The sequence below is a fragment of the Amycolatopsis sp. NPDC098790 genome (genome assembly GCF_044759945.1).
Taxonomy (GTDB): Bacteria; Actinomycetota; Actinomycetes; order Mycobacteriales; family Pseudonocardiaceae; genus Amycolatopsis.
This window is the reverse complement of sequence record NZ_JBIWAI010000002.1, coordinates 1,243,311-1,259,799: the sequence shown is the minus strand read 5'-3', so window position 1 is coordinate 1,259,799 and position 16,489 is coordinate 1,243,311. Positions and strand designations below refer to the sequence as shown.

Annotated in this window: 12 protein-coding genes; 2 read left to right on the top strand and 10 right to left on the bottom strand. The window is 71.4% G+C overall.

Going from position 1 to position 16,489, the window contains the following annotated elements; translation table 11 throughout:
- Position 1: 1 nt before the first annotated feature.
- From ACIQWX_RS19580 to ACIQWX_RS19565, 4 genes are all read right to left on the bottom strand, one after another.
- Positions 2-2,002 (bottom strand): hypothetical protein, encoded by a 2,001-nt coding sequence (locus tag ACIQWX_RS19580; RefSeq protein ID WP_400872580.1) that lies wholly within the window; start codon positions 2,000-2,002, stop codon positions 2-4.
- An 8-nt stretch (positions 2,003-2,010) separates the two neighbouring features.
- Entirely contained in the window at positions 2,011-2,478 is a 468-nt protein-coding gene (locus tag ACIQWX_RS19575) for a hypothetical protein (protein ID WP_400872578.1), read from the bottom strand.
- Positions 2,479-2,498: 20 nt separating this feature from the next.
- Positions 2,499-3,341, bottom strand: coding sequence for an ESX secretion-associated protein EspG (locus tag ACIQWX_RS19570; RefSeq protein ID WP_400872575.1), 843 nt, complete (start codon positions 3,339-3,341; stop codon positions 2,499-2,501).
- 151 nt (positions 3,342-3,492) lie between these two features.
- Positions 3,493-4,431: a 2-dehydropantoate 2-reductase gene (locus tag ACIQWX_RS19565; RefSeq protein WP_400872572.1), complete on the bottom strand. Its 939-nt coding sequence runs from the start codon at positions 4,429-4,431 to the stop codon at positions 3,493-3,495.
- Positions 4,432-4,544: 113 nt separating this feature from the next.
- Here ACIQWX_RS19565 and ACIQWX_RS19560 point away from each other — a divergent pair, with 113 nt between their 5' ends.
- On the top strand, positions 4,545-5,486 hold the full coding sequence (locus ACIQWX_RS19560; protein ID WP_400872570.1) for a hypothetical protein: 942 nt from the start codon (positions 4,545-4,547) through the stop codon (positions 5,484-5,486).
- A gap of 1,013 nt (positions 5,487-6,499) precedes the next feature.
- Here the strand turns inward: ACIQWX_RS19560 and ACIQWX_RS19555 are convergent.
- From ACIQWX_RS19555 to ACIQWX_RS19530, 6 genes are all read right to left on the bottom strand, one after another.
- A complete protein-coding gene (locus ACIQWX_RS19555; RefSeq protein ID WP_400872568.1) occupies positions 6,500-7,726 on the bottom strand; it encodes a DUF222 domain-containing protein in 1,227 nt (408 codons plus the stop codon).
- 169 nt (positions 7,727-7,895) lie between these two features.
- Entirely contained in the window at positions 7,896-8,591 is a 696-nt protein-coding gene (locus ACIQWX_RS19550; protein ID WP_400872565.1) for a flavin reductase family protein, read from the bottom strand.
- 93 nt (positions 8,592-8,684) lie between these two features.
- Positions 8,685-9,494, bottom strand: a complete 810-nt coding sequence (locus tag ACIQWX_RS19545) for an FAD binding domain-containing protein (protein WP_400872562.1) — start codon at positions 9,492-9,494, stop codon at positions 8,685-8,687.
- Positions 9,491-9,961 (bottom strand): (2Fe-2S)-binding protein, encoded by a 471-nt coding sequence (locus ACIQWX_RS19540; RefSeq protein WP_400872560.1) that lies wholly within the window; start codon positions 9,959-9,961, stop codon positions 9,491-9,493. The genes ACIQWX_RS19545 and ACIQWX_RS19540 overlap by 4 nt, the downstream gene beginning before the upstream one ends.
- A complete protein-coding gene (locus ACIQWX_RS19535) occupies positions 9,958-12,222 on the bottom strand; it encodes a xanthine dehydrogenase family protein molybdopterin-binding subunit (RefSeq protein WP_400872557.1) in 2,265 nt (754 codons plus the stop codon). Before ACIQWX_RS19535 ends, ACIQWX_RS19540 begins: the two co-directional genes overlap by 4 nt.
- A gap of 43 nt (positions 12,223-12,265) precedes the next feature.
- The gene (locus ACIQWX_RS19530; protein ID WP_400872554.1) at positions 12,266-13,018 is read right to left on the bottom strand and encodes a sulfite exporter TauE/SafE family protein; all 753 of its coding nucleotides are present in this window, start codon (positions 13,016-13,018) and stop codon (positions 12,266-12,268) included.
- 392 nt (positions 13,019-13,410) lie between these two features.
- Between ACIQWX_RS19530 and ACIQWX_RS19525 the strand changes: the two genes are divergently transcribed.
- Positions 13,411-16,434, top strand: coding sequence for a discoidin domain-containing protein (locus tag ACIQWX_RS19525; protein ID WP_400872551.1), 3,024 nt, complete (start codon positions 13,411-13,413; stop codon positions 16,432-16,434).
- Positions 16,435-16,489: the final 55 nt, after the last annotated feature.

Genomic DNA, 16,489 nt, shown 5'->3' with positions numbered 1-16,489 from the left:
TTCACTTCCAATCCTGGTTCTTCCAGTCGCCGATCACCGGCGGCGCCACCGCCTGCTCGCCCGCGAAGAAGTTGGGGTCGTCGCTTTCGAGGTAGTCGGCCGACTTGTGTTCCTTGTCGTCTTCCTTCTTGCCGCCGCGGCCGGCGGCACCCATGCCGCCCATGCCGGGGCTGCCCGCGGCACCGGACTTGCCGGCCAGGCCCGCGTTGCGCGCCGCCGCCGCTTCGGCCTCCGCGGCCGCGCCGGACGCGGCACCGCCGCCCAGGCTGCCCGCGCCCGTGCCGCGCACGCCACCGCCGACGCCGCCGGCACCCGCGCCACCGCCGCCGATCCCGCCGAGGGAACCGCCCCCGGTTCCGCCGCCGATGCCGCCGAGCCGGCTCGCGATGCTCTCGCCGTTGATCCCGCCGCCACGGCCGATGGTCGGCATCTTGCCGCCGCCCGGGATGCTGCTGTTCGGGATGCCGCCGGGGCCGGTGCCGGTGGGCAGGCCGGTGATCGGGTCGATGCCGGGCGGGGTGAACCCGGGGATCGGGCTGCCGCCGCGGATGCCGCCGCCACCACCGCCGGAGACGTCCGGGATGTTCGGGATCGACGGCGGCGTGTAGCCGGTGCCGCCGGTTCCCCCGGTGCTCCCGCCGATCCCGGAGGGGGTGAAGCCGGACGACGTCGTCGAGTCGTCGAAGCCCGGCACGGACGAGCCGGGGATGCCGGAACCGGTGAAGCTGCCGCCGGGGATGTCCGGGATGCCGGCGCCCGAGAAGCCCGACCCGCCGGCCCCGCCACCACCGCTGGCGGCCGGGATGCCGGCCCCGGAGAAGCCCGAGCCGCCGGCTCCGCTGCCACCGCCGGGGATGCCGGCGCCCGAGAAGCCGGACCCGCCCGCGCCCGAACCGTCGCCGGGGATGCCGCTGCCGGAGAAGCCGGAGCCACCCGCGCCCGAACCGCCGCCGGGGATGCCGGCACCGCTGCCGCCGGCGCCGCCCGCGCCGTCGAGCCCGGCGGCGTCCAGGCCGGCCGGGGTGCGGCCCGCGGCCGTGGGGTCCAGCGCCGGGTCCATCGCCGTGCGCGCCATCAGCGGCTGGGCGCCGCCCGCGCCCGCGCCGCCCGCGCCCATCGCCGTGCCCTGGCGTTGCGCCGTGGCCGTCGGGAGTTTCGGCGGGGCCGGGAACCGCGGTGTCGCGACCGCGGCGCCGATGGTCTCGTCGTACTGCGTCATGATCTGCGCGGCGTGGTCCCGCGCGGCCGTCTGCGCCCGGTAGGTCTGCATCGCCTCGCCGGCCGCGGCCGCGTACTGCACCGGGTCGGTCATCGCCATCAGCTTCTGGTTGGTGCTCTGCAGGTCGAACTGCACCGGCGGGTTCGCGACCATCTGCCGCTGGGTCTCGTTGAGCGCCTGGGAGTGGATCTCCTGCTGGCGGCCGGCGAGCGTCGCGCCCTGCGCGGTCGCGCCGAGCCACTTGCCGACGCCGGCGAGGTGCTCGCGGACGGCGTCACCGGCGTCGCCCTGCCAGTTGCTGGTGCTCGCGTTGATCGCGTCGCCGAGGGTCTTCTGGTGGGTGCCGAGGTCGTTGCCGACGCTCACCCACTCCTCCGACGTCTCCGCGACGGTCGCCGGGTTGGCGTCCTGCGTGATGGCGTCGTTCATCTGCTCGTGGCTGGCGTTGGCCCAGAGCGTCTTCGGGGCGCCGCCGTTCTCACGCATGGTGAGGCCCTCGTCGAGGCCGTGCTTGGCGTTGTCGAGGTGCTGCTGGTACAGCTCCTGGATCTTCTTGTCGCGCAGCACCGGGTCGACGGCGGGGCCGAGCCAGCCGGCCCGGATCTCGTCGTCGATCTGCTGGGTGGCCATCTCGCGGATCTCGTCACCCGAGGGGGTGTTGTCCGTCTTCAGCGGCCCGACGTAGTACTTCGACGACGAATCGGCCGTCACGTCGTACAGCGGACTGCGCGGGTTGTAGTCCGGGGACGACGGGTCCGAGACGGACTCGGCGGTGGGTGCCACGGTCTCCCTCAGCTCTGGTCGGCAGTCGGGAGCGAGGTCAGCGTCGCGCGCGTGGTCTCTTCCCGGGACTTGTAGTTCTGCTTGGCCAGCTTGATGGCCTCGATGTAGGTGGGGAACTCCTGGCGCGCCGCCTGCAGCTGCGTGACCAGGCCGTTCTCGTCGGCGGCGGTGCTCACCATGTGCGCGGAAACCCACTGGCCGGTCGCGGTCCGGCTCATCGCGGGCGCGTCGTGCAGCCGCTGCAGGGTCGCCCAGCGCTGCTCGAGCGACTCGAGCACGCCTTCGAGGGCTTCGATCAGCTGGTTGCCCGTGGTGTCGTCGATGGCGAAGCCGCCGGTCTGCGCGAGCCGCTTCAGCTGGGCGCCGGCGAGCCCGACGCGGACCGCGGCCATCGCCTTCTGGGCGGGTTCGGTCGCGGTCTGCATCTGCGCCGTCGCCTGGAGAGCCTGGGCAACCGCCTGGGTCTCTTCCGTCATCAGGACTGTTCCCTTTCCGGTCAGTACACCGCGGCGATGGCGTCGCGGATCGCGCGGGCGAGGTCGGCCCGCCCGGCCGGTACGTATTCCGCTGTCAGTTCGCCGGCTTCGCCGGTCGTGGTGCGCACCAGGTAGCGGCCGTCGGCGGTGTCCAGCCAGCTCAGCGGGTCGCCCGCGAGCCGCTCGCCGCGCCTGCCCTGCGCGGTGACGGCGATGTGGCCGCCGCCGAGCCGCGGTTCGGCGAGCACGCGTTCGAGCACCGCGACGTCCGACGGCTTCGGCGCCGGCGGCCGGCGGCCCGGCCGCACCACGGCCTTGACCTCGATCATGCCGAAGGCGTCGGTCTCTTCTTCGTCGAACTCGGCGTCCGCGATCCGCTTCGCCGTCATGGCCGAGACCTCGCGCCCGGCCGCGCGGTGCACGACGTGCCTGCCGGTGGTCGCGGCGGGGGCGGGCGGCAGCACACCGGTGACGACCTCGACCAGCTCCTCGTCGGCGAAGAGCGAGAAGAGCAGGTCGTCGGTGTCCGGGGCCTGGGTGACGCCGAGCGCCTGGGCGCCGTCGGTGACCACGAGCACGGCGACGTCGGCGCCGAGGCCGTCGATCCCGCTGACCGCAACCGAAACCCGAGGCTCGGCGAGCAGCTCGAACGCCGTCCGCACGCCCGGGTGCAGTTCGCCCGAGACCGAAAGCCGTCGCTCCTCGAGCGCGTCGTACACCTGGCGCGCGACCCGCACGAACCGCACCGGGTCCGCCGGGAGGTTGCCCGCGCGCAACGGGTACCGCCGGATGTCGCCGCCGGTCGCCTGGCCGACGACGAGGGCTTCGACGACCTCGAGGACGAACTCGAACCTGTCCGCCATTTCCCCTCGCTGCATTCGTTCGTCAAACCCTCAAGCAACTTTCCTGCCGAAGGTTAGCAGTGCCCGGGAACCCCGCGTCGGCGCCGCCACGCGGGTGCCCGAAAGACCACGATCCCCGGCCTGTGCGGGCAAAGCGCGCTCGGTGATCTTTTCACCCGATGCGGTGCTGGTGCACGCGCAACTGGAGGGTGACGAGATCGAGCAGCGGCGTCGCAACGCCCAGCTCACGGGCACGCGCGGTGAGGTCGCCGAAGATCTGCTCCCCCTCGACCGGGTGACCGCCGAGCAGGTCGCGGTACAGCGAAGATCCCCCCATCGCGGGGTCGGTGACGGTCTTGCGGGTGGCCGCGAGGTCGGCGGCGGGCACCGGGTACCCGGCGGCCGCGGCAACGGCGGCGGCTTCGGCCACGACGGCTTCGGCGAACTCCGTGCCGCCGGGGACGGCGACGACGTCGCCGATGGTGCCGCGCATCAGGCTGTTCACGGCGCCGATCGCGGCGATGAACACCCATTTCGCCCACATCGACTCGGTGATCCGCGCGTCCAGGGCGGCGGTGAACCCGGCGTTCTTCAGGGCGTCGTCGACGTCGGCGAGGTTTCCGGGCGCTTCGGCCTTTTCGGGCGCTTCGGTGCGGGCGCCGTAGGCGAGGCTCTGCAGCGGGCCGAGCCGCCGGATGGCGCCGTCGTCGTCGATGGTCGTCTGCACCTTGGCGACGCCGCCGAGCACGGCGTCCGGGCCGAACCGCTTGTCGAGGACGTCGACGTGGGCGAGCCCGTTGAGGAACGGCAGGACCAGCGTGCCGGACCCGACGGCGGGGGCGAAGTCGTCGATGGCCGAGGCGAGCCCGGTGGCTTTGACGGCGACCAGCACGAGGTCGTAGGTGCGGTCGAGGGAGCCGGTCTCGACGAGCGGCGCGTCGAGGACGGTGTCTTCACCGAGGCCGACGATCCGCAGGCCGCGTTCCCGCAGCAGCTTCGCCCGGGCCGGCCGCACGAGGAAGGTGACGTCCCGCCCGGCCTGCAGCAGCCGCCCGCCGAAGTACCCACCGGTAGCCCCGGCCCCCACCACGAGAATCTTGAAGTCGCTCACGAGACGACGCTACGCCTGCCGCGCGGGTGTCCCACGGTCCGGACCACAGCGTCTCCACAGCAAGACACAGCAAAACGACAGGTCGATCGGGGTGCGCCGCACGTTGAGCGGTCATGGGAAGACGGATCGGCTGGACGCTGGCGGGCGCGGGCCTGACGGCGGCGGCGCTGACGGCCGGGATGGTGGTGGCCACGGAGGGACACCGGGCGACGACGGTGTCGCCGTCGGTGTCGGCTGTGTCGGCGTCGCCGTCGCCGTCGCTGTCGCCGTCGCCCGACGACACGGCGGTCAGCCCGGTGGCGTCGACTGAGCCGTTGCCGGACCTGTCATCGGTGGCCGGCGAGGTGAGCGCCGCGGTGACGGCGGCGTCCAGCGGAACGAGTGTCGGTTTCGTCCTGTACGACCGCGAGTCGGACAAGGAGCTGGCATCGGTGGACGCGGACAGCCCGTACTACACGGCATCGCTGGTCAAGCTCCTGATCGCGATCGACGAGGTCCGCCAGGAGGACGGAACGTGGGCCCTCCCGGACGCGTCGGCGGTGGAGGACCTGACGGACATGCTGGAGGGCAGCAACGACGCAATAGCCTCGGCGTTCTGGGAGCGCAACGGAGGCAACGCGATAGTGACCCGAACGGCGGCGTTGATCGGGCTGTCCCACACAACACCGCCAACGGACCCGACGCAGTGGGGAATGGCGAAGACGAGCGCGGCCGACGTGGTGGCGACGTACGAGTACATGCTGGACGTGATCCCGGACGAGGTGGCGGCCCCATTGCTGGCGGCACTGGCGGGAGCCCGCAACCCGGCGGACGACGGGTGGGACCAGTACTTCGGGATCCCGGACGGGTTGCCGGGGCGGTCCTGGCAGATCAAACAGGGGTGGATGATCTTGCGGAACGCGCTGGTGTTGAACACGACGGGGGTGGTCAGCGGGAGGTATGTGGTGGTGTTGCTGACGCAGCAGCCGGCGGTGAGTTCGGCCAAGGGGCGCGCAGCGGTGACGGCGGGGATCAAGACGTTGGGCCCACTGCTGACCCAGCTCGACGCGACTTGAGTTCGGTTCGCTGAGGGGCTTCGGGTTGGTTCGAGGCGGCGGAGAACATGCGTGGGCGACGCTAATGCAGGGTTCGCCTGCGAACGGCGGGCGCTTCAAGCGGAGAAACACCGGTTCACCGCGCGCGAGGCGCGCTTACAGCGGAGAGGCGAAGCCCACGCGGCAACGACTCACGACTGAGCAGGCGGTGGGTGCGAGCACAGATGGCGGGCAGGTCCAGCATCTCGAAGGCGCACCCGAATCGGGAGGCTAGGCCGAGGCAACCGGTGGCGGACGGCTGGCCACCAGCGGCCTACACAAGGCCCGGCGGCCGGCGGCGGGCTACTCGACACTGGTGGGCGTGTTGACACCGAAGCAGTTGGCCGCGCTGGTTGATGGGCTGGGTGAGGGTGACCGTTGTGTGCAGATGGATGAGCAGCGTGACGGGTTCGGCGGCTGAGGCGGGTTCGCCGACGAGCGTGGTTCGGCGGGGGCGCCTGTGGGGCGGATCCTTGCCTGCGGGTGCTTGCCGGACGGGCCCTTGCCGCCGGGTACTCGCCAGACGGCCGCATGCCGCCGGGTACGTGCCGGGCAGGCCCTTACCGCCGGGTACTCGCCGGACTTCCCTTGCCAGCGGGTGCCTGCCGGACAGGCCCCTGCTGCCAGGTACGTGCCGGACGGCCGCTTGCCAGCGGGTACCTGCCGGACAGGCCCTTGCTGCCGGGTACGTGCCGGACGGGTCCTTGCCGCCGGGTACTCGCCAGACGGCCGCATGCCGCCGGGTACGTGCCGGACAGGTCCCTGCTGCCGGGTACTCGCCGGACGGCCGCTTGCCAGCGGGTACCTGCCGGGCGGGCTCTTGCTGGCGGGTGCTTGCCGTGCGGGCACTGGTGGGAGGGCTGATCGGTCTCCCTTTCGCCGCACGCGGCGGACGGTTCATGGATGCCGCACGGCGGGGTGGGTTACGTGATCTGGATGTGGGTGTAGGCCCGTAGCCTTCTGCTGGCTGCGGGCCTTTCCCGTGTTTGGTTGTCCTACGCTGCGAATGGCAGCGGTTGGTGCAGGTTGTTGCGCCTGGGTTTTCGTTCCCTGTCCAGGAACGCTGGTGGCAGGAACTCCGGTAGGCCGTCGGCGGCGATGCGGACCTCCCAACCCGACCGATGCAGCAGTCGGTGGTGGTGGGCGCACATCAACACCAGGTTGTGCAGGTCTGTGGGGCCGCCCTCGGCCCAGTGGCGGATGTGATGCCCCTGGCAGTGGCGGGGTGGGCGGTGACAGCCCGGGAACGCGCAACCCCGGTCACGCAGGTACAACGCCCGGCGCAGACCTGCGGAGATCAGGCGGCGGAGGCGGCCCAAGTTCAACGGCTCGCTTCTCTCGCCCAGTACCGCTGGGATGATCATGCTGTCGCAGGCGTGGACCCGCGCCTCGGCCGCCGACATCGTGCCCGTGTCGCCGAGGGTGGCTTCGCCGAGGCCGGACTTGAGGTCCTTCAGGTGGACCGCGACCATCACGTGCGCCCGTTCCCCTGCCTGCATCGGCAGAGTTGGGGAGTTGAGGGCCAGGTCGATCGCGTCGGAGAAAGCGTCCCCGTAGCGTTCCTGGGGCGAGCGGTGGTCACCGGTCTCGTTGGCGCCTGTGCGGCGTTCGGCCAGGGAGTCCAGCAGGGCGCTGGCTCGGGTGCCTGTCTCGTCGTCGAAGCGGCCGTGCAGCTCCCAGATACCGGTTCTCTTGCGCCGCAGGGACACTTCGCGGCTGGGAACCGGCGGTTCGGTGGTGTCGGGTTCGGGGCCATCGGGGTCCAGGTGCGCCACGATCCGCGCACCGAGGGCAGCGACCTGCTTGTAACCTGCATTCTCGGCCAAGGCCAGCAGGTGCTGTTCGGCATCGTCACGGTGCTCGAGGGGTATCTCGGTCAACGCTCCGACGATGGTGTCGATCATCGGGTTGCTCAAGCGGCCCGAAGAAGCGGCAGCCGCCGTTACGGGAGCCACGGCGGGCGGACTGTCGAGGTGACGCCCACCGTGCAACCCACGGGCTCGTTTGACCACCGTCTCCGCCGCCGACTTCGGGATGTCGGCCAAGTGCTCGAGTAACCGGGAAACAGAGCGGTAGCCGAAGAGTTCCATCACCCCGCGGGACTCGATTTCGACCAGCAGCGCACCGATCTCCGCCTCAGCCGACCGCACAACAGTAAGCAGCGCGGTGACACGATCGGCCAAGGCCATCGCATCCGTCTTCCACGCCGTTTCCGTTGCCATACAACAAGGTTAGCCGAACCCGAACACACGATCATCACTCGTTCGGGTAGACCACGAGAAGTCCGGCAGGGGCACCGTAGCGTGGGGAATCGGCGCTCCGGCACCGAGCAACACGAGACCACAAGAAGCGCCGATTTCCCACGCCCCGGCGAAGCCGCATCAGTAAAACTCAACCAAGAGACCCAACACCAACAGAACGCGCCCGCTCAATATCAGGCCCTCGATAGAGATCCTCAGGAATCCGAGCCAAAGTAGAAGGATGAACCTGCGACCCAAGCCCATAAAGCTTCTGAAAACTCATGATCAAAGGCCGCCAAGCATCCGGATCGATGTGATAGGCACTCCCGGGAACCCGAACCGACTCATGCACGAAAACCCGCTGAACCCGAACCTCGAAAGCCACAATCCCCCCACGCTGCAAGGGATCCTCGTCAGCAACGGGATGCACAGCCTCGACCACAGCCTCCATCGCAACCGGACACTCGGCAACCCGAGGCGGCGAAACGGTCTCAGACGCAACCGGAGTCAACCCAGCACGCGAAAACTTGTCCGCAACATGGAAGTACCCCCGCTTCACCTTCCCAGGCGGAACAGGATCCGAACCCGTGGTCAACGCCAGCCGATCGACGGCGGCGGCCAACGAGTCCGACGGCAGGTTCAGCACGCATTCACGCGTACGCAACAAGTTCTGGGCGGTCTTGGACCGAGCACCGAGCCCGAGCATCGCCCGCCACCCGAGCCAGAACGCCGACGACATCGGGGCCAGGTTGGCCGAAGCGTCCTCGTTTTCGCTGGATATCAACACGACCGGCGTGCCGAAGTACAGGATACCGGGCTCGATGGGCGTGTGCGCAGAAGTCTTCACGCCTCGATCCTGCCCACTGCGAAACCACCTGGCTGGCGGGAATCGGCCGTCGCGATCACCGGCGCCGCGAGGGGCGCCGGTGATCGACGATCGTCAACTGGCAGCCGTCAACGCGCGGCGCGTCAGCACCCGGGCCAAGTGGCGGCGGTACTCCGCCGTCGCGTGGGGCTCGTCGGGCGGATTCGTGTCCGAAGCCGCCAAAGCAGCCGCCGATTCGATCGACTCCCCCGCCGCCAACGCCGATTCCGTGGCCGTTGCCCGCAACGGGACTCCGCCCATGTTCACCAAGCCGACGCGGCCACCCACCACGGCGACCCCCACCATCGCCCAGTCGATCGCGCGGCGGGTGAACTTCTCGAAGCCCCAGCCCAAGCCCGTCTGACGCGGCAGCCGGACCTCGGTCAGCAGCTCGGACGGCTCCAGCGGCGTCGTGAACGGGCCGAGGAAGAACTCCGACGCCGGGATGCGCCGCTCCCCCGATGGGCCGCGCGCGACCAGGACCGCGTCGGACGCCAGGATCGCCGCCGGCAGGTCGGCCGCCGAGTCCGCGTGCACCAGCGAACCGCCGATCGTGCCGCGGTGGCGGACCTGGCGGTCGCCCACCGAAGCCGACACGTGCGCCAGCAGCGGCGCGTGCTCCAGCAGCACCGGGTCGCGCGAAAGGTCGCTGTAGCGGGACAACGCGCCGATCACGACGTCGTCGCCGTCGAGGCGGACGTAGCGCAGCTCGTCCACCGGGCCGATGTCGATCAGGTACTCCGGGGCCGCCAGGCGCAGTTTCATCAGCGGCAGCAGGGAATGCCCGCCCGCCAGCACCTTGGCGTCGTCACCGTGCAAAGACAGCGACGCGAGCGCCTCGTCCACTGTGGACACCCGCTGGTACTCGAACGCAGCCGGGATCACCGGTCCACCTCCTGATCGGACGCGTCGATCACGGCGCTGACGATGTTGTGGTAACCCGTGCAGCGGCACAGGTTTCCCTCGAGCCCGGCGCGCACCTCGTCGCGCGTCGGCTTCGGGTTGTCCGCCAGCAGCGACACCGACGCCATGATCATCCCCGGCGTGCAGAACCCGCACTGCAGGCCGTGCTGCTCGCGGAAGGCACGCTGCACGGGGTGCAACGAACCGTCCGAAGAGGACAGTCCTTCGACGGTCGTGACGGCGTGGCCGTCGGCCTGCGCGGCGAGCACCGTGCAGGACTTGACCGACTCGCCGTCGAGCAGCACCGTGCAGGCGCCGCAGGACGTCGTGTCGCAGCCGATGTTCGTGCCGGTCAGCCCGGCGGTGTCGCGCAGGAAGTGCACCAGCAGCGTCCGGTCCGGCACCTCCTCGGCCACCGGCCGCCCGTTGACCTCGATCGAAACCTTCACCGCGCGTTTCCCTTCGAAGCTTCTTCCAATGCGGCCCAGACCCGGATCGGGGTCGTGGGCATGTCCAGGTGCTGCACCCCGCGGGCGGAAAGCGCGTCCACCACGGCGTTGTGCACCGCGGGCGTCGAGCCGATCGTCGCGGCTTCGCCGATCCCCTTGACCCCCAGCAGGTTCCGGTCGGTCGGGGTGGCCATGTCGACCAGCTCGAAGTCCGGCAGCTCGACGGCGGTGACGAACGAGTAGTCCGCGAGCGTCGCGGTCGTCGGGTTGCCGTCCTCGTCGTAGGTGACGACCTCCATCAGCGCCTGCGCGGCGCCCTGGCCGAGCCCGCCGTGGCGCTGCCCGCGGAAGGTCAGCGGGTTGACGATCGGGCCGGCGTCGTCGACGGCGATGATCCGCCGCAGCTCGACCTTGCCGGTCTCGGTGTCGACCTCGACGACCGCGAGGTGCGCGCCGAACGGGAACGTCGGCTTGCCGCCGCCGAACCAGACGTCCGCGGTGAGCTTGCCGTCGGACGCCGTTTCGGCGACCTGCGCCCAGCTGAGCACCGCGCTCGACGGCGCGCCGCGGACCTGCCAGACGCCGCGCTCGGCGTCCAGCTCGAGGTCGTCGGGCGCGGCTTCGAGCAGGTCGGCGGCCAGTTCGCGGGCCTGCGCGATGACCTCGTCGGCGGCCTGCCGGATCGCCGAGCCGCCGAGCTGCAGCGACCGGGAGCCGAACGTGCCGACGGCCTTGGGCACCTCGTCGGTGTCCCCGTGGCGGACGGTGATCTTCTCCAGCGGCACGCCGAGCTGGTCGGACAGGAGCATCGCCAGCGACGTCCCGAGACCCTGGCCGTGCGGGGAGCTGCCGGTCCAGGCGACGACCGAGCCGTCCGGGTGGATGTCGACGCGGCCGCTCTCGCCGCCCGCGTCGCCGCCGGTGATCTCGACGTACGCGGCGATCCCGAGGCCGAGCTCGACGTGGTCGCCCGCTTCGCGACGCCGTTTCTGCTCGGCGCGCAGCTCGGCGTAGCCGGCGGACTCGAGGACCTTGTCCAGCGCGGCCGCGTACTCGCCCGTGTCGTAGGACGCGCCGGTCGGCGTCTGGTACGGGAACTCGTCGGGCCGGATGAAGTTGACCCGGCGCACTTCGGCCGGGTCCAGCCCGAGCTCGGCGGCGAAGCGGTCCATCGCCCGCTCGAGCGCGGCCGTCGCCTCCGGGCGGCCCGCGCCGCGGTAGGCCGCGATCGGCGTCGTGTTCGTGACGACGGCGCGGCTGCGCGTCTCCACCTTCGGGAACCGGTACACGCCGACGGCCATGAGTTCGGTCAGCGTCGGCAGGAACAACGTCCGCGGGTAGGCGCCGGCGTCCTGGATGACGTCGAGCCGGTACGCGAGGACGGTGCCATCGCGCTTGCCGCCGATGGTGACGGTGTTCTGCTGCGCGCGGCCGTGCGTCATCGAGGTGAGGTTCTCGCTGCGGGATTCGACCCAGCGGACCGGGCGGCCGATCTCGCGAGCGGCCCAGCCGAGGACGGTCGCTTCGGGGTCCGCGCCGATCTTCGCGCCGAAGCCGCCGCCGACGTCCGGCGCGATGACTCGCACGTTCTCTTCGCCGACGCCGAGGCTCATGGCCAGCTGCGTGCGGGCGATCTGGGCGTTCTGCGTGGAAAGCCAGGCCGTCAGGCGGCCGTTCTCGCCCCACGCGCACGACGCGCCGCGGACCTCCAGCGGCGCCGGCGCGACGCGCTGGTTGACGATGGTCGTCGAGACGACCACGTCGCAGTCCGCGAAGATCCCGTCGTCGAACTCCTGCGCGCCGTTGACCTGCATTACGTTGCTGCCCTTGTCCGGGTACAGCAGCGTCTCGTCCGCCAGCGCGGTGTCGATGCTCGCGACGGCGTCGAGGGGGTCGTAGTCGATGTCGACCAGCTCGGCCGCGTCGGCCAGCTGGTAGCGCTCCTCGGTGAGGACGAGCGCGACGGGCTCGCCGACGTAGCGCACCACGCCGTCGGCCAGCCACGGTTCCTTCACCGGTCCCGCGTCGTGCGGATCGAGGCCGAGGTCGGCGGCGGTGAACACGCCGAGCACCCCCGGCGCCGCCTTCGCCTCGCTGACGTCAATGCTTTCGATCCGCGCGTGCGCGACCGGACTCCGCACGAACACCGCATGCGCGGCGCCGGAAAGCGCTTCCTCCCGCAGATCGTCCACGTAGGTGCCGCCCGCGGTGATCAGGTTCTGATCCTCCTGGCGGACCACCCTGGTCCCGACAATGCTCATCTGGTCTCCTGCTCGCCGATACCCCGCCGATCATGCCCTGTTTTCAGGAGAACGCCAGTACCACAGCGAGTCCCAGGCCGGCGATGCCGATCCCGATGCGCAACGGCGTCGCCGGGAGCCGGCGGACGAGGTTCGAGCCCAGCCACGAGCCGGCGAGGGAGCCGAGGCAGACGGCGAGCGCGGCGGCCCAGACGACCTTGCCGGTGAAGGCGAAGACGATCGCGGCGAGCAGGTTCGCCGACCCGGTGACCAGGTTCTTCGCGGCGTTCGTCCGGGCCAGCGGCTGGCTCCAGACGGAGACGAGCAGGGCGAGCATGAGCACCCCGGCGGCGGCGCCGAAGTAGCCGCCGTAGACGCCGATGAAGAACGCGGCGACGGCGGTGGCCGGGCTCAGGCCGTGGTGTTCGGCGCCTTCCGCCAACCGGCGCAGCCGCGGACCGGCGATCAGGACGATCGAGGCGCCGCCGATCAGCCACGGGACGATGGCGGTGAAGGCGTCGGAGGGGGTCAGGAGCAGGACCAGGCCGCCGCACGCGCCGCCGACGGTGGTGATGAGGCAGAGCGGGACGAGCTTGGCGCGCTGGCCGGCAAGTTCCGGCCGCGCGCCGGCGGCGGCTCCGGCGGTGGTGCCGAGCATGGCGACGGTGTTGGTGACGTTCGCGGTGACGGGCGGCAGGCCGGCGGCGAGGAGGGCGGGGTAGGAGACGAGGGAGGCGAGTCCGGCGGTCGCTCCGGTGAGGCCGGCTCCGATGCCGGCCAGGACGAGGAGGAGGAAGGTGCCGGGGGCGGTGATCACGTTGTCATCACAGCACGGCGGAGCGGGTCGGCTGCGGTGAGCTTGCTCCCACCGGGTGGATGCGGGCCCCGGCAGCGGCGACTGGCTGCCGCCGGCGGCGCCCGGCGATCAGCCGCGGGCGGCGGGGTGCGGGGTCCCGCTTCGCCTGGCGCGGACGAGACAGCAGCCGCCCGCCAAAGGTCTTGAATGAGTCATCAGGACCTCCGAGGTCCTGAATGACTCATTCAAGACCTCGGAAGGCGCGAGCGAACCAGCCGCGCGGTGTAAGCCGTTATACGAATTACCCCAGCCTTGTCCGAAACCGGACGGGATCCGCCGCCACCCTTGCCCGACGACCACCGACCGTCACAGAATCCGCGCTGACAAGGTTGTCATCGAGCGGAGACCGGACCATGGGTGAGTTGAACCGGCGAACAGCCCTCCTCAGCGCGGGCGGCGTCGCCGCGCTGCTGGCCTCGGGCCTGCTGCCCGGCACGGCGTCAGCGGCCGGCGCAGCACCCAAGGCACCCGCGGCACCGCCGGACCCGGTCGCCGCCACCTACCTGCGCGTCCTGCTCCGGCACACCCGGTGGGCCGAGCAGCAGTTCGACGCCGAAGCCGGCATCTACCCCGCGAAGGACTTCACCTTCGCCGTCGTCCTCGGGAACGCCCTCCTCCTGACCCGCGACGGCTACGACGCCGCCGTCGCGGGCGTCGAAAAGGCCGATCTCAAGGCCCACACCCTCGCCACCATCAAGCACTTCGCGGCGTCGAACCTGTTCACCGGCGGCACCGAGTGGGGCCGGAAGCTGTTCTTCGACACCACCTTCCAGTCGTACTTCCTGCTCGCCGCCCGGCTACTGTGGACAGACCTCGACGGCACCACGAAACAGCACGTCGAGCGCATCACCACCGAACAAGCCGCCTACACCACCGCACTCGGCACCAGCGACGACCCGACCTCCGGCGGCTGGACACCCAACGGCCTCAAGGGCGGCTTCGTGGGCGATACCAAACTCGAAGAAATGGGTGTCTACGCCCAATCGCTCGCCCCCGCGCTCGCGTGGACGCCCCAAGATCCGCGAGCGAAAGACTGGCGGGAAGCCTTCGGCACCTGGAGCCGCAACGAAGGCGGGCTGCCGGCCGCCGACCTCGCCAACCCGCGGCTCGTCGACGGCCACCCCGTCGACGCGAACACCGCCACCAACCTCTACGACACCTTCCTCGTCGAGAACCACGGCTCCTTCGGTCCGCACTACCAGGAAGAGCTCTGGCGCACCTCCGGCCGCAACGCGATGCACTTCCTCGCCGCCGGCACGCCGCTGCCCGAGGTCCTCACCGCCCAGCCGAACGGCGAACTGCTCTGGCGCACCATGCTGCTGATGACCAGCGACGCCGGCGAGCCGCTGATGCCGATGGTCGCCGACCGCGAACACCTCTACGGCCGGGACGTCATCCCGCTCGCCTTCCGCGCCCAGGTCGTCGGCGACCGCCACGCCGCCTACGCCGAAGCCCAGCTGGCCGCCCGGCTCGAGCCCTACCAGGCCTACGCGCCCGCCGATCGGATCACCAAGTTCTCCGGCGAACCCAAGTACGAGCCCGAAGCCCGCGCCGAACTCGCCATCAGCTACCTGCTCCACGAATGGCGGGCCGAGCGAGGCCCGGTGAAAGCCGTCGCCAAGGACGAGTTCGACGCCCACGCCGCCGGCACCGCCGACTTCGGCGCCGCGCCCGGCCTGCTCGCCCACCGCTCCCCCGGCGCCTGGGCGGCCACCGTCACCAAGCCCGGCTTCGTCAAGTTCGCCTGGCAGCCCCGCCACGACGACTGGCTCTTCGTCCTCGGCGGCGCGAACCCGATGCTCCTGCCGGCCACGAACATCGCCGTCAGGGAACGTCACGCCACCACCTACGCGAAGATCCGCGACGGCTTCGACGGGACCGTCGGCGTCCTCCGCTTCGACACCGGGTACGCCGCCTTCGCCACCCTCCCGACCGGCGCCGCCGTGTACGCCAGCACCGGTGTCGCCGAGGGCGAAGGCGTCCTGAACGTCTACAACCTCGCCATGCCCGGCGTCCCGGGCCTCGACGGCGCCCGCACCTACACGGCCGCCGAAGGCACCGTGACCATCGAAGCGCAGACGCCGGGCGTCCGGACCGACGACCTGACGTTCGCCCCGGTCACCGCCCGGCACGTCCGCATGCTCGGCGTCCAGCCGGACCCGCAGTACGGCTACTCGCTCTGGTCCTTCGAGGTCCGGGACGGCGACGGCCCGGACCTCGCGCGGGCCGGCACCGCGTCGGCCTCTTCGGCGAGTGCGGGCAAGGAAGCCAAGTACGCCAGCGACGGCGACGCCACCACCCGCTGGGCAGTGTCCACTTCGGACCGGCCACGCGCCGACAGCTGGCTCGCGATCGACCTCGGCGCACCGCACACGATCGACCGCGCGAGGCTGAGCTGGGAAGCGGCCGCCGGGCGCAAGTACCGCGTCGAAACCTCCGAAGACGGCGTGACCTGGACGACGGCGGCGACCTACCCCACCCCCGCGCTCAGTAGCACGAGGGGCCGGCTGGACATCGACGGCCGGGCCGGGATCACCGTCGCCGGCCCGAACCCGCTCACCGTCACCGGTGACCGCGTCACGCTTTCCGACGGCCCGGCCGCCCCCTTCGTCGCCGAGCTGCGCCCCGGCCCCGCCCAGCCGACCGGCCGGGTCGCCACGAGCGCGGCCGCGGTCGAAGCCACCGTCACCGACGGCTTCCTCGTCCTGCTCAACCTCGCCGGCGCGGCGACGAGCGGGACGGCGATCCTGCCGGGTGGCACCCGGCTCTACCGCGGCGAGCAGACCGTCACCCGGACCGGCACCGAGTACTCCTACGCCCTCGCCGCGGTGGAAGGCCGCATCGAGCCGCCGCGGTTCACGCTGAAGGCCCCGGCCGGTGTGAAAGCGGTCGTGCGCGACGCGAGCCGGGTCGAGCTCACCGCACCGGCCGGGCTGCTGCCCGTGCTCGTCACGGTGACCCCGGACGGCGGTCGCGCGCGGCCGGTGCTGCTGCCGCCACGGCGAACCGTGCCGGTCGTCTTCGGTGACATCCGCCCCTACCCGCTGGCCGACCGCGCGCTCGGCCGGACCACCTTCCCCGCCGAGCCGCTGCCTCCGGGGATGTCCAGCCCCGCCGCGGCCGTGGACGACGACCCGGCGACGGCGTGGCGGCCGGGCCCGGACGGCCGGCTGGTCGTCGATCTCGGGGCGGTGACGGCGGTTTCCGCGGTCGAGCTGGCCTGGACCCGCGGCCGGGTGCCCGCCGCGACCGTCGAAACCAGCGTCGACGGCGTCACGTACACGACCGCGGACTCGGGTCCGGCCCGGTACGTGGCCGTCCGGACGCGCTGGCGGACCGGCGACGCGAGCCTTTCCCGGTTGTCCGTCCGGACTTGATCGATCTCGCACCGCTCGCGGCGGCCCCGATGGCGAGTACCTTGGCACCACAGGG

Bases quoted from the DNA above. Each gene is read 5' to 3' on its own strand.
- ACIQWX_RS19575 (WP_400872578.1), bottom strand. From the start codon at position 2,478: ATGACGGAAGAGACCCAGGCGGTTGCCCAGGCTCTCCAGGCGACGGCG.
- ACIQWX_RS19570 (WP_400872575.1), bottom strand. From the start codon at position 3,341: ATGGCGGACAGGTTCGAGTTCGTCCTCGAGGTCGTCGAAGCCCTCGTC.
- ACIQWX_RS19560 (WP_400872570.1), top strand. From the start codon at position 4,545: ATGGGAAGACGGATCGGCTGGACGCTGGCGGGCGCGGGCCTGACGGCG.
- ACIQWX_RS19555 (WP_400872568.1), bottom strand. From the start codon at position 7,726: ATGGCAACGGAAACGGCGTGGAAGACGGATGCGATGGCCTTGGCCGAT.
- ACIQWX_RS19535 (WP_400872557.1), bottom strand. From the start codon at position 12,222: ATGAGCATTGTCGGGACCAGGGTGGTCCGCCAGGAGGATCAGAACCTG.
- ACIQWX_RS19525 (WP_400872551.1), top strand. From the start codon at position 13,411: ATGGGTGAGTTGAACCGGCGAACAGCCCTCCTCAGCGCGGGCGGCGTC.